The 14,151-nt window shown below is 75.4% G+C and carries 2 protein-coding genes; both read right to left on the minus strand.

Annotated features, from left to right (window positions below; all coding sequences use genetic code 11):
• Positions 1 to 82: 82 nt before the first annotated feature.
• Positions 83 to 7,045, minus strand: a complete 6,963-nt coding sequence (locus ACWD26_RS16730; protein ID WP_451270608.1) for an SDR family NAD(P)-dependent oxidoreductase — start codon at positions 7,043 to 7,045, stop codon at positions 83 to 85.
• An 87-nt stretch (positions 7,046 to 7,132) separates the two neighbouring features.
• On the minus strand, positions 7,133 to 14,125 hold the full coding sequence (locus ACWD26_RS16735) for a type I polyketide synthase (RefSeq protein WP_451270610.1): 6,993 nt from the start codon (positions 14,123 to 14,125) through the stop codon (positions 7,133 to 7,135).
• Between the last annotated feature and the right edge of the window lie 26 nt (positions 14,126 to 14,151).

The following is a 14,151-nucleotide window of genomic DNA, read 5'->3' on the forward strand; positions in this document are numbered from 1 at the left end:
ACCAACATAGCCAAGGCACAGCAACCATGGAAGTGAGCATTCCGGAAACGCTCCGGATGCGGCGTGTAAAGATTCTCAGAGTTCAGTGGGAAGGATGATTACGCGTCAGTTCCCTGCCGGTTTCACCTTCCGCGGAAAGGGATCTGGCCATTTCCACCAGTGCCGCCGCGTCCATGGCGCGAATCTCGTCGCTCGGGTCCGGTTCCGTGCGCGGGGCCGCGCCCGGTGGTGCCGTCCGGCCCGCGGCGAGGGCGAGCAACGGGTCGAGCAGACCGCTCTCGCGCAGTCGTGCCAAGGGGACGGACAGGATGAGGCTGCGGATCTCAGCCTCCTGTCCGCCTCCGTCCGGCGCGGCCGCCGCCCGGGCCCCGCCCGGCGCGAGTTCCGCCGACACATGGGCGGCGAGCGCGTCGAGCCGTGGGTGATCGAAGACCAGGGTGGCCGGAAGTCGCAGTCCGGTGGCGGCATTGAGCCGGTTTCGCAGCTCGACGGCGGTGAGCGAGTCGAAGCCCATCTCGCGGAACGACCGGCCCGTGTCGACCAGCCCCGCGGTGGCGTGCCCGAGCACGGCGGCGACCTCGCCGCGCACGAGTGTGAGCAGGGCGCTGGTGCGCCGCTCCTCCGGCATGGCCGCCAGACGCCTGCGCAGCGCCTCTCCGGGCTCGTGCGTCTCCTGGGCGGCGGTCCGGCGTCGCGCGCGGGCGGCGGTCGGGCCGAGGAGGGGCTGGAACAGCGCGGGCAGCGGCTCACGCGCGTGCCGCGCCCGCAGGGCCGCGCCGTCCACGGGCGCCGCCACGACGGCGGGCCCCGAGGCCCGGCCGAGCAGCGCCTCGTCGAACAGGGCGAGCGCCTCGCCGGTGGACAGGGGCCGGAAGCCGCCGGCCCGCAGCCGCCGGTGATCGGTGGCGTCCAGATGGGCCGTCAGGGCACTGCTCTGTTCCCACAGCCCCCACCCGATGGACACGGCGGGCAGGCCCTGCGCCCGCCGCCGGTGGGCGAGGGCGTCCAGGAAGGCGTTCGCGGCCGCGTAGTTCGCCTGGCCCGGTGGGCCGACGGTGGCGGCGGCCGAGGAGAACAGCACGAACCGCCGTACCTCCGGGTGGAGTTCGGTGAGCCGGTGCAGGTTCCAGGTGCCGTACGTCTTCGGCCGGAGCACACCGCTGAGCCTGTCCGCCGTGAGCGAGCCGAGCGCCCCGTCGTCGGTGGTCCCCGCGCAGTGCACCACGCCGCCCAGCCGCACCCCGAGGTGCGCGAGGAGGCCGTGGAGGCGTTCCGCCGCGCCGGGGTCGGCGATGTCGCCGGCCACGACCTCGACCTCGGCGCCCGTTTCGGCGAGTTCGGCACGCAACGCCCGCGCCTCGGCCGCTTCCGGCCCCGAGCGGGACAGGAGGAGCAGATGCCGGGCCGCGTGGTGGGTGACGAGGCGGCGGGCGACCAGGGCGCCGAGGGTGCCGGTGCCGCCGGTGACGAGGACGGTCTCGTCCGGTGCGAACCCGGCGGGCGGCAGGGTCAGTACGGCCTTGCCGACCAGGGTGGCCTGGGCCAGCGCCCGGAACGCGCGCGGGGCGTGGTGGACGTCCCACACGGTCGCCGGGGGCGGGGTGAGCGTGCCGTCGGCGAACAGCGGGCCCAGCTCCCGCAGGATCTCCCGGATCCGTTCCGGGCCCGCGTCGGCCAGGTCGAACGGCAGGTACCCGACCTTCGGGCACTCGGCGGCGACACGTCTCGGGTCCCTCAGATCGGTCTTGCCCATCTCGACGAACCGCCCACCGTGCGGCAGCAGTTCGAGGGATGCGTCGGTGAACTCCCCCGCCAGACAGTTGAGGACGACGTCCATGCCACGGCCGTCGGTGGCGGCGAGGAACGCGTCGCGGAACTCCAGGGTGCGTGAGTCCGCGATGTGCGCGTCGTCGAGACCTGCCGCGCGCAGCGCGTCCCACTTGGGCCGGGAGGCCGTCGCGTACACCTCGGCCCCCAGCCGGCGGGCGAGTTGGACGGCGGCGGAGCCCACGCCGCCCGCCCCCGCGTGGATCAGGACCCTTTGGCCGGCGCGCAGCCCGCCGAGGTCCGCCAGGCCGTAGTACGCGGTCAGGAACGCGACCGTGGCCGAGGCGCCCTGCGTCTCGGTCCATGCGTCGGGCACCGGAGCGAGCAGCCGGGCGTCGGCGACGGACAGCGGGGCGAACGGGGTGTCGAGCGTGCCCATCACCCGGTCACCGAGCGAGAGCCACGAGACGCCGGGCCCCACCTCGGTCACCACCCCGCATCCCTCGCTCCCGAGCCGGGCCCGGTCCGGATACATGCCGAGCGCGATGAGGGTGTCCCTGAAGTTCAGCCCGGCCGCCCGCACGGCCACCCGCACCTGCCCCTCGGCGAGTTCGGCCGTGCCTTCCTCGTCGGGCACGAGCGCCAGGTTGCCGAAGGAGCCCGGCTCGGTGACGTCCAGCCGCCACTGCGCGACCCCGAAGGGCGGACGCAGCACATCCGACTCCCCGTCGACCCGCACCAGCCGCCGCCCGTGAACCCTGCCACCACGCACGGCGACCTCGGGTTCACCGGCCGCGAGGGCGGCATCGAGCAGGGCGGGGGTGAGGGAACCGCCGGGGGACGGGGCGGGGGCGGGCAGGCCCTTGGCGAGCGTGGCCGGGGAGGGTAGGCCCTCAACAGATCGGCCCTCAGCGGACAGGGCCAGGACGGGCGCCCCTACGGCGGACGGCTCGGAAGCAGGCAGAGCCTCGGCAGGCGTGACCGAACCGGCGGACAAACCCCCGACGGACAGCTTCGGCGCGGGCGCCCCGTCGACGAACGGCTCCAAGCCAGACGACCCGTCGACGGACGGCTTTCGGGCGGCCGGCCCGTCGGCGGTCGGCTCCAGGACCGACAAGCGATCGACGGACGGCTTTCGGGCAGGCGGCCCGCCGGCGAGCGCCTCCCCGGTGGGGGACTCGTCGTCCGTCACGTCCACCAGGACGAGTCGGCCCGGCGCCTCCGCCTGGGCCGATCGCAGCAGCCCGACCAGGGCGGCGTGGGCGGTTCCCGTGGCGGTCGGCGGCGTGCCGGGTACGGGCGCGGCGCCCCGGGTGACCACCACCAGCGGCGGCTCCGCGTTCCTGCCGTCGCCCAGCCAGTGCCGCAGCAGGTCCAGCCCCCAGGCGGCGGAGCGTTCGGCGGCCTCGGCCGGAGTGTCCTCGTCGGCCGTGACGGGGCAGCACGCGACCACCGCCGAGGGCACCGGTTCTCCCGCTGTCAGCGCGGCGTCCAGCTCCGCCACGTCGCCGTACCCCCGCCGGCCCGCCACCGCATCCGTGCCGAGCCACGCGTACGTCCCGGCGGTGGCGACACGGACCGGCAGTTCCGGCCACTCGACGCGCAGCAGTCCGTCCGGTCCCCCGGGTGCCGCCGCGGCCGGCCGGCCGGGGGAGACCGGCCGGAAGGTGAGTTCGTCGACGGCGAGGACGGGCGCGCCGAGCGCGTCCACCGCGTGCAGGGACAATCCGTCGGTGCCGGCCGGCGCCAGCCGGACCCGCAGCGAGGCGGCACCGGTCGCGTACGCCGTCACACCCGACCAGCAGAACGGCAGCCGCGCGCCCCCGTCCAGCGTGCCCGGGAGCAGGCTCGCGCCGTGCAGGGCCGCGTCCAGGAGCGCCGGGTGCGCCACGAAGCCGTCGCCCCCGGTGTGCGCGGGGTCCGTCTCGACCTCGGTGAACACCTCGTCGCCTCGCCGCCACGCGGCCCGCAGCCCGCGAAAGGCCGGCCCGTACCCGAACCCGGCGGTCGCCATCTTCTCGTACAGGCCGTCCAGTTCGACGGGTTCGGCCCCGGTGGGCGGCCACGCGCCCAGGTCGAACTCCGGCTGCGGGGCCCCGCTCAGGACGGCACTCCCGTGCCGTGTCCACTCCCCACCGCCCGGCTCCGTACGGGAACCGCCCGACTCCGTACGGGAGAAGAAGCGCACGGCTCGCCGCCCGTCCTCGTCCGGCTCCTCCACGACGATCTGCAGCTGCGCCGGCTCCGACTCGCTCAGCGACAGCGGTGCCGCCAGGACGAGTTCGTCGACCCGAGGAGTGCCCAGCCGCTCCCCCGCCCACAGCGCGAGTTCCAGCAAGGCCGTGCCGGGCAGCAGGACGGCGCCGTGCACCACGTGGTCGGCCGTCCAGGGCTGGTCCTTGGGCGAGAGCCGCCCGGTGAACACCGTGAGGTCCGCGTCGGCCGGCTCCACCGCCGCGCCGAGCAGGGGATGTTCGACCCGGCCGAGTCCGGCGAGGGCCGCGTCGCCGAACCGCGCGGCGGGCATCTCCGTCCAGTAGCGCCGGCGCTGGAAGGCGTACGTGGGCAGGTCCACGCCCCGCGCCCCGGTCCCGTCGAAACACGGCTGCCAGTCGACCGGGGCCCCGCGTACGTACGCCTCGCCCAGCGACAGCAGCAGCCGCTCCGGCCCGCCCTCTCCACGACGCAACGTGCCGGTGACCGCGATCTCGCGCCCGGCCGCCTCCGCCGTCTCCTGCACGGCACCGGTCAGCACCGCGTGTGGGCTCACCTCCACGAACAGCCCGTGTCCCTGCTCCAGCAGGGCCCGTGTCGTCTCCTCGAACCTCACCGGCTGCCGCAGATTGCGGAACCAGTACGCGCCGTCCAGCCCGGCCGTGTCGAGCCGGCCACCGGTGACGCACGAGTAGAACGCCACGCGGGAGGACGTCGGTGCCACGGGGGCCAGCAGGCCTGCCAACTCCTCGCGGACCTCCTCCACATGGGCGGAGTGGGAGGCGTAGTCCACCGCGATGCGCCGGGCCCGGGCGCCCCGGGCCTCCGCCTCGGCGATCACCTCGTCCAGACCTTCGGGCGGGCCGGCCACCACCACCGACGACGGGCCGTTGACCGCCGCGACCTCCACCCGTCCGTCGGCCGGCGCGGACAACTCGCGCACCTCGTCGACCGGCAGTTGTACGGACGCCATCCCGCCCCGGCCGGACAGGGCCAGGATCGCCCTGGACCGCAACGCCACCACCCGCGCCCCGTCCTCCAGCGACAACGCCCCGGCGACGACAGCGGCAGCGATCTCACCCTGGGAGTGACCCACGACGGCCGCGGGCTCCACCCCGTACGACCGCCACACCTCCGCCAGCGACACCATCACCGCCCACAACACCGGCTGAACCACGTCCACGCGGTCCAACTCGCGTGCCTCATCTAGGACTTCGGTGAGCGACCAGTCGACGAACGCCGACAACGCCCGCTCGCACTCGCCCATCCGGGCGGCGAACACCGGCGAGCTCTCCAGCAGTTCCACCGCCATCCCCGCCCACTGCGACCCCTGCCCCGGAAACACGAACACCGGCCCCGGGCCGCCGGCCACACGGCCTCGCACCACCCCCGCGTCCGGCCGCCCCTCCGCGATCGCCGCCACGCCCCGCAGCAGCTCTTCACGGCCCGCACCGACCACCACGGCCCGATGCTCCAGCGCGGCACGGGAGACCGTCGACGAGAGGCCGACGTCCTGCGGCCGTACGTCGGGGCGGCCCTGGAGATGGGTGAGCAGCTTCGTGGCCTGGGACCGCAGCGCGCTCTCGCCGCGTGCGGAGAGCAGCCAGGGCACGGGCCGGGTGCCCACGCTCTCCTCCGGTGGCGTGTCCGGGAGTTCGTCGCCCTGTTCGAGGATGACGTGGGCGTTGGTGCCGCTGATCCCGAAGGACGACACCCCTGCCCTGCGGGGACATCCCGTCTCCGGCCACTCCCGGGCCTCCGTCAGCACCTCCATGGCGCCCGCCGACCAGTCCACCTGTCGTGTCGGCGCGGAGACGTGCAGGGTCTTGGGCAGCACCCCGTGCCTCAGTGCCATCACTGTCTTGATCACACCGCCGACGCCCGCGGCCGCCACGGTGTGGCCGATGTTGGACTTGACGGAGCCGACCCACAGCGGCCGTTCCTCCGGGCGCCCTTGCCCGTAGGTCGCCAGCAGGGCCTGGGCCTCGATCGGGTCGCCGAGCCGGGTACCGGTGCCGTGGGCCTCCACCGCGTCCACGTCCGACGGGGACAGCCCCGCGTTCACCAACGCGTCCCGGATCACGCGCTGCTGCGAGGGGCCGTTCGGCGCCGTGAGCCCGTTGGAGGCACCGTCCTGGTTGACCGCCGAGCCACGGATCACCGCCAGCACCGGGCGGCCGTGGCGGCGGGCGTCGGACAGGCGCTCCACCATCAGCACCCCCACGCCCTCGCCCCAGCCGGTGCCGTCGGCCGTGTCCGCGAACGCCTTGCAGCGGCCGTCGGAGGCGAGGCCGCCCTGGCGGGCGAACTCGGGGAAGATGCCGGGAGTCGACATCACGGCCACGCCTCCGGCGAGCGCGAGGTCGCACTCCCCCATCCGCAGCGCCTGTACGGCGAGGTGCAGGGTGACGAGGGAGGAGGAGCAGGCCGTGTCGACGGTCAGCGCCGGGCCCTCCAGGCCGAGGGTGTACGCCACCCGGCCGGACATGACGCTGCTGGTCGTGCCGGTCAGCGACGAGGCCTCCTCGGAGTCCCGGCACATCGCCAGCAGACCGACGAAGTCCTCCGTCCCGCCGCCGAGGAAGACGCCGGTGCGGCTGCCGCGCAGCGACGACGGGTCGATGCCGGCCCGCTCCACCGCCTCCCAGGACACTTCCAGCAGCAGCCTCTGCTGCGGGTCCATGGCCAGCGCCTCGCGCGGCGAGATGCCGAAGAACTCCGCGTCGAAGCCGGCCGGATCGTCGAGGAAGCCGCCTTCCAGGGTCGCCGATGAGGAGGCGCCGCCGGCCGCCGCGTACAGGTCCTCCAGCGGCCAGCCCCGGTCGCGCGGGAAGGGGCCGATCGCGTCCACCGCGCCGGCCACCAGCTGCCACAGGTCGTCCGGGGAGGCGACCTGGCCGGGGAACCTGCAGGCCATGCCGGTGACGGCGATCGGCTCCCGTACCCGGTCCTCGGTCTGACGCAGCCGCTCGCGCAGCTCACGGGCGTCGGCTATGGCCCGCCTGAGGTAGTCGCGGAGCTTGCTCTCGGTGGCGCTGCCGGGTTCGGCGGGTGTGCTGGTCATACATGCGTCACTTTCCTCGAGGTGGGGGGTGGGTGCCTGCCCGGCGGGGGGGGGTGAGGCCCGCCGGGCGGGCGGGTGCCGTCCGGGTCAGGGCAGCCGGGCTCCGTCGTCGACCATGGCGAAGAGGTCGTCGTCTGAGGCCGTGTCGAGGTCGTGGTCGGTGTCGGTGTCGGTGTCGGTGGCCGTGCCGTCGGGCCGGCGCCAGGTCTCCAGGACCTGGCGGAGTCGTTCGTCGAGGTGCCTGCGGTCCGGGTCGTCGGAGGAGACGGCCCCCAGGTGCCGGAAGAGGCCGTCGAGCAGGGCCAGCGCCTCCTGGGCCGGTGACGCCTGGGGCGGGGCGAGTTCGGCGCGCAGCAGTTCCGCCAGCGCCTGGGGGGTGGGGTGGTCGAAGACGAGGGTGGCGGGCAGCCTCAGTCCGGTCGCGGCGCCGAGGCTGTTGCGCAGTTCCACGGCGGTCAGGGAGTCGAAGCCGAGTTCGCGGAAGGTCCGCTGGGAGCCGAGGGACGCGGGTGAGCCGTGGCCGAGGACGGTGGCGGTGTGCGTGGTGATGAGGTCCAGCAGCAGCCGGTCCCGTTCGGTGTCGGAGAGGGCGGCCAGCCGCTCGGCCAGGGCGGGTTCCTTGACACCCGCGACGGCGGCGCGCCGCAGGACGGGAGCCTGGACGAGGCCGCGGAAGACGGTGGGCAGGGTGCCCGCCTCGGCCTGTGCGCGCAGGGCGGCGGTGTCCAGCGCCAGGGGGGCGACCGCGTCGGCGTCCGCCCCGAGGGCGGCGTCGAACAGGGCGAGTCCCTGGTCCGGGCCGAGGGCGCGCAGCCCGGTCCGGGCCATGCGTCGCTGGTCGGTGTCGCCGAGGCCGGCGGTCATGCCGTCGCCTGTCTGCTCCCAGGCTCCCCAGAGCAGGGAGACGCCGGCGAGGCCTCGGGCCCTGCGCTGTGCGGCGAGGGCGTCCAGACAGACGTTCGCGGCGGCGTAGTTGGCCTGGCCCGGGTTGCCGGTGAAGCCGGAGGCGGAGGAGAACAGCGCGAACAGGGCCGGGTCGTGGCCGAGTTCGCGGGTGACGGCGTCGAGGTGGGCGGCGGCGTCGGTCTTGGGGCGCAGGACGCGGTGGAGTTGGTCGTCGGTGAGTCCGGCGGCGATGCCGTCGTCGAGGACGCCGGCGGTGTGCACGATCGCCGTGGTCGGCCGGTCGGGCGGCAGGCCGGCCAGTGCGGCGCGCAGTGCGTCGCGGTCGGCGGTGTCGCAGGAGAGGGTCGTGACGTCGGCGGCGCCGGCCGCGCGCAGTTCGGCCTCCAGTTCGGCGGCCCTCGGGGCGTCGGGGCCCCGGCGGCTGAGCAGCAGCAGATGCCGGGCGCCGTGACGGGCGACCAGATGGCGGGCGACGAGGCCGCCCAGGTGGCCGCTCGCCCCGGTGACGACGAAGGTGCCCGTGGGGTCGGTGCGGCGGGGGACGGTGAGGACGGCCTTGCCGACCAGTCTGGCCTGGCTCAGCGCTCGGAAGGCTTCGCGGGCCCGGCGGATGTCCCAGACGGTCAGCGGGGGCGGGGTGAGCGCTCCCTGCGCGAAGAGGTCGAGGACCGCCCGGAGCATCTCGCGCATCCGGTCGGGGGCCGCCTCCTGGAGGTCGTACGCCTGGTAGGTGACGCCGGGGTGGGCGGCGGACACGGCCTGCGGGTCGCGGATGTCGGTCTTGCCCATCTCCAGGAAGTGGCCGCCTCGGGGCAGCAGCCCCAGCCCCGCGTCGACGAACTCCCCGGCGAGACAGTCCAGGACGACGTCCATGCCCTGCCCGCCGGTGGTCTCGCGGAAGTGGTCGGCGAAGTCGAGGCTGCGCGAGTCGGCGGTGTGGGCGTCGTCGAGCCCGGCGGCCCGCAGGACGTGCCGCTTTCCGGCGCTGGAGGTGGCGTACACCTCGGCGCCCAGGTGCCGGGCGAGCTGGACGGCGGCGGTGCCGACGCCGCCGGCGCCGGCGTGGACGAGCACGCGCCGGCCGGGCTGGACGCCCGCGAGGTCCACGAGGCCGTAGTAGGCGGTGAGGTAGGCGATGGGTACGGCGGCGGCCTGTTCGAAGGTCCAGCCGTCGGGCATCGGGGCGAGCCAGCGGTGGTCGGTGACGGCGACCGGGCCGAAGGTGGCGGGGCCGAGCCCGAGGACGCGGTCACCGGGTTCGACGCCGGTCACGTCGGGACCCACGGCGGTGACCACGCCGGCGAGTTCACCGCCGAGGCCGCGCAGTCCGTCGACGAGGCCGAGGGCGACGACGACGTCCCGGAAGTTCACGCCGGAGGCGCGGACCTCGACCCGCACCTGGCCGGGGCCGAGTGGTGCGCCGAGGCCGTCGGGGGCGGGGACGAGCGCGAGGTCGTCGATGGTGGCGCCGTCGGCCGCCCGGTCGAGGACCCAGGGGCCGGGCCCGGGCGGTGGCAGCAGCGCGGAGTCGCGGGTGAGGGGGAGCAGCCGGGGCGCGTGGACGGTGCCGGCGCGCAGGGCGAGGCGGGGTTCGGGGAACGCCACGGCCCGGGTGAGGACGGCGGCCGACGCCTCGTCACCGTCCCAGTCGACGACGGCGATCCGGTCGGGGTTCTCGTGCGCGGCGGAACCCAGCAGGCCCCACACGGCGGCGGCGACCGGATCGGGGGCGTCCTCCTCGTCGCCGACGCGTACGGCGCCGCGCAGCAGCACAATCAGCCGGGCGGCGCCACCGTCGGCGGAGTCGGCGAGCCAGCGCCGTACGGTGTCGAGGGCCTGCTCGGTGACGTGGTGGACTGCCGCCACGGCCGCCACGTCGCCCGGCTCGGTGCCGGCGGGCAGTGCGGCTTCGAGGGCGAGGACGACCTGGTCGGCCTCCCGAGCGGCGGCGAAGGGGTCGGGACGGTGGGTGGCCTCCGGCAGGTCGGGCAGGCGGCCGGGGTCTCCGGCGAGGGCCCAGCGGTCGGCCGGGGCCGCGGGTTCGGCCGGCAGCGGGACCTCCTCCCAGCCGGGCAGGTGGAGGTCGTCCGTCGACGCGGCCGGGGCGGGGGCGGCGAGGTCGGGTGCGGCGCGGACGGTCAGCGAGCGGATCGTCGCCACAGGGGTGCCCGTGGGGTCGGCGAGCGCGAGGGCGAAGCTGTCCGGGCCGGTGGGGGTGATGTGCACGCGCAGCGCGGTGGCGCCGGTGGCGTGCAGGGTCACGCCGTCCCAGACGAACGGCAACCGGGCCTCACCGGCCGCCTCGGCGAACGGGCCGCCCGCGAACACGGCGGCGTGCAGGGCGGCGTCGGCGAGCGCGGGGTGGAGCGCGAAGTCGGCGGCGCTGGCGACCGGTTCGGGCAGGGCGACCTCCGCGTACACGTCGTCGCCGTGCCGCCAGGCGCGTCGCACGCCCTGGAAGGACGGGCCGTAGGCGAAGCCGCCGGCCGCGAAGTCGGCGTAGAGCGAGGCGGTGTCCACGGGCGTGGCGTCGGCCGGGGGCCAGGGGGCCGCCGTCTCCGCGTCGCCGCCGGGTTGTTCGGCGCCGAGGACGCCGTCGGCGTGGGTGGTCCATGTGTCGCCGTCGGCGGTCTCCGGCTGGGAGACCACGCGGAAGGCGCACCGGCCGTCGGCGTCGGGTTCGCAGACGACGACCTGGACCCGGACGCCGCCGGTGGCGGGCAGGACCAGGGGGGCCTGTAGGACGAGTTCGCCGACCGCCAGCGCCGTACGGGTGGTGGCCTCCAGGCGGGAGGCGGCGTGCAGGGCGAGTTCCAGGAGTGCGGTGCCGGGGACGAGGACCGAGCCGCCCACCGCGTGGTCGGCCAGCCACGGATGGGTGTCCAGGCCGAGTCGTCCGGTCAGCAGCAGGGTGCCGGTGCCCGCCACGGTGACGGCGGCGCCCAGCAGGGGGTGTCCGGCGGTGGGCAGTCCGGCCGCGCCCGTGGTGGCCGCAGCGCCCGGCTTGGGCCGTAGCCAGTAGTGCCGTCGCTGGAAGGCGTACGTCGGCAGGGGTACCCGTCGTGCGCCCCGGCCGGCGAAGAAGGCCGCCCAGTCCACCGGGACGCCACGGGCGTGCAGTTGCGCGAGCGCGGTCACGAGCGCGCGGGTCTCGGGCTGGTCCCGCCGCTGCGCCGCCACGGGCCGGAGGGCGCCCTCGTCGCCGTCCGCCATGGCGGTGAGCGCGGCGTCCGGGCCCAGTTCGACCTGTGCGGTGACGCCCGCCTCCCGCAGCGCGCGGGTCACGTCGTGGAAGCGCACGGTGTCCCGGACCTGGCGGGCCCAGTAGTCCGGCGACCGCCACTCCTCGTCGCCCTGGAGGGCGCCGGTGACGCTGGAGACGACGGGAACGGCCGGCGGACGGAACTCCAGCTTCCCCACGACGTCACGGAACTCGTCGAGCATGGGGTCCATCAGTGGCGAGTGGAAGGCGTGGGACACCCGCAGACGGCGGGTGCGGCGGCCGAGGCCGGAGAAGTGCCCGGCGATCGACGCGACCGCCGCGGCCGTGCCCGAGGCCACCACGGAACGCTCACCGTTGACGGCGGCCAGGGCGACGGCTGCCTCCTGGCCGGCGAGGAGCGGCGCGACCTCCTGCTCGGTGGCCTCCAGGGCCACCATGGCGCCGCCGCTCGGCAGGGCCTGCATGAGCCGGCCGCGTGCCGCCACCAGGGCGCACGCGTCGGGCAGCGCCAGCATGCCGGACACATGGGCGGCGGCGAGTTCGCCGATGGAGTGCCCGGCCAGGTACCGGGGCGTCACCCCCCAGCTCTCCACCAGCCGGAAGAGCGCCACCTCCATGGCGAAGGTCGCCGCCTGCGTGTACTGGGTCTCGTCCAGCAGCGCCGCCGCGTCACTGCCGGGCTCGGCGAACATCAGGGGCCGCAGGGGCTGTTCGAGGTGTCCGTCGAGCTCGGCGCAGACCGCGTCGAGGGCGTCGGCGTAGACCGGGAAAACGGCGTGCAACTCCCGCCCCATGCCCGGTCGTTGGGCGCCCTGTCCGGTGAACAGGAAGGCGCAGACCTGCTCGTCGGCCAGGGCCGTCACCAGGCCGGGTGCGGGCTCCCCGGCGGCCAGGGCCGTCAGGGCACGGCCGAGGTCGTCGGCGTCCGTCGCGACCACCACGGCCCGGTGTTCGAGCGCGGCGCGTGTGGTGGCGGTGGCGAGGCCGACATCGAGGAGGCGGGGGGCGTCGGCTCCGGTGGCAGGGGTCACATACTCGTGCAACCGGGCGGCCTGCGCCCGCAGTGCTTCGCCATCACGCGCGGAGACGAACACGGGCACGGCGGGCAGCGCCGGGACGGCCGGGGTGAGGGCACGCTGGTTCGCGGCGACGGCACGCCGCTCCTCGCCGACAGCGCGGTGGTCCGCGGTCCCGCCACGCCGGTTCTCACTGCCGGCACGCCGCTCCTCGCCGACAACACGCTGGTCCACGGTCCCGTCACGCCGGATCTCGTCGGCAGCACGCTGGTTCGCGAAGCCGGCGCGCTGCTCCTCGCCCTGCTTCTCGGTATCGTCACGCCGTTTCTCGGCGGCGGCCGCGGGCCCCCCGGCCGGTACGGCATCGGCTGCGGGTCGCCCGAAGGCGTCGGCCGCAGCTCCCGCCGACCTGGCCCCCGCCCCCGCGCCCACGCCCGTGCCCGTGCCCCTGCCCGTGCCCGTGCCCGCGGCGGTCAGCGTCCGGCCAGGGACACCCCCCACAGCGGCCCCCTCCGGCTCCCCCGCCTCATCCCCGGCCGACTCCCCATCCACCGGGGCCTGTTCGATGATCACGTGCGCGTTCGTGCCGCCCACGCCGAACGACGAGACGGCGGCCCTCCGGGGGCGGCCGAGGTCGGGCCAGTCGCGGGGCTCGGTGAGGAGTTCGACGGCCCCGGCGGTCCAGTCCACCTGGGGCGTCGGCCGGTCGACGTGGAGGGTGCGGGGCAGGCGCCCGTGCCGCATCGCCATCACCATCTTGATGACCCCGGCGGCCCCGGCGGCGGCCTGGGGATGGGCCAGGTTGGACTTCACCGACCCCAGCCACAGCGGCTGCCCGTCGGGCCGCTCCGCGCCGTACGTGGCCAGCAGCGCCTGCGCCTCCACGGGGTCGCCGAGCCGCGTGCCGGTGCCGTGCCCCTCGACGACGTCGACGTCGGCGGCGGTCAGCCGGGCGTTGGCCAACGCCTGCCGGATGACGCGCTGTTGGGAAGGGCCGTTGGGAGCGGTCAGCCCGTTGGACGCGCCGTCCTGGTTGACGGCGGTGCCGCGGATCACGGCGAGGACCTGGTGACCGTGGCGCCGGGCGTCCGAGAGCCGCTCCACGACCAGGACGGCCGCGCCCTCGCCCCACGCGGTGCCGTCGGCTGCGTCCGCGAACGAGCGGCAACGGCCGTAGGGGGCCACGTTCCCCTGCCGGGTGCTCTCGACGAAGGTGAACGGGCTGGACATGACGGTGACACCGCCGGCCAGTGCCAGCTCGCACTCACCGGCGCGCAGTGCCTGGGCCGCCAGGTGCAGGGTGACCAGGGAGGAGGAGCAGGCCGTGTCCACGGTGAGGGCCGGGCCCTCCAGGCCGAGGGTGTAGGCGACGCGACCGGAGACGACGCTGCCGGCGATGCCGGTGCTGAGCAGCCCCTGGGCCTCGTCGGGCAGGGTGGACAGCTCGCCGCCGTAGTCGTGGTACATGAGCCCGGCGTACACACCGGTGCGGCTGCCGGCGAGCGTGGCGGGCACGATCTGGGCGTGCTCCAGCGCCTCCCAGGACACCTCCAGCAGCAACCGCTGCTGCGGGTCCATCGCGAGGGCCTCGCGCGGTGAGATCCCGAAGAAGCCGGCGTCGAACTCGCCCGCGTCGTACAGGAAGGCACCTTCCCGGGCACGGCTGGTGCCGAGCCGGTCGTCGCCGTCGGCGAACAGGGCCTCGAAGTCCCAGCCCCGGTCGTCGGGCATGGCCCCGACGGCGTCCCGGTCCTCGTCCACCAGCCGCCACAGGTCGTCGGGGCCGGTGACACCGCCGGGGAAGCGGCAGCCGATGCCGACGACGGCTATGGGTTCGCTGTCGGCGTCCTCCAGCTGTTTGAGCCGTCTGTGCGCCTTGCGAAGATCGCCCGTCATCGTGCGGATGTACTCGACGAGCCGTGCTTCGTCCGTCACTGGAACCCCCTGGGGTCGGAGCCGTG

This window comes from Streptomyces sp. NPDC002787 (assembly GCF_053592095.1).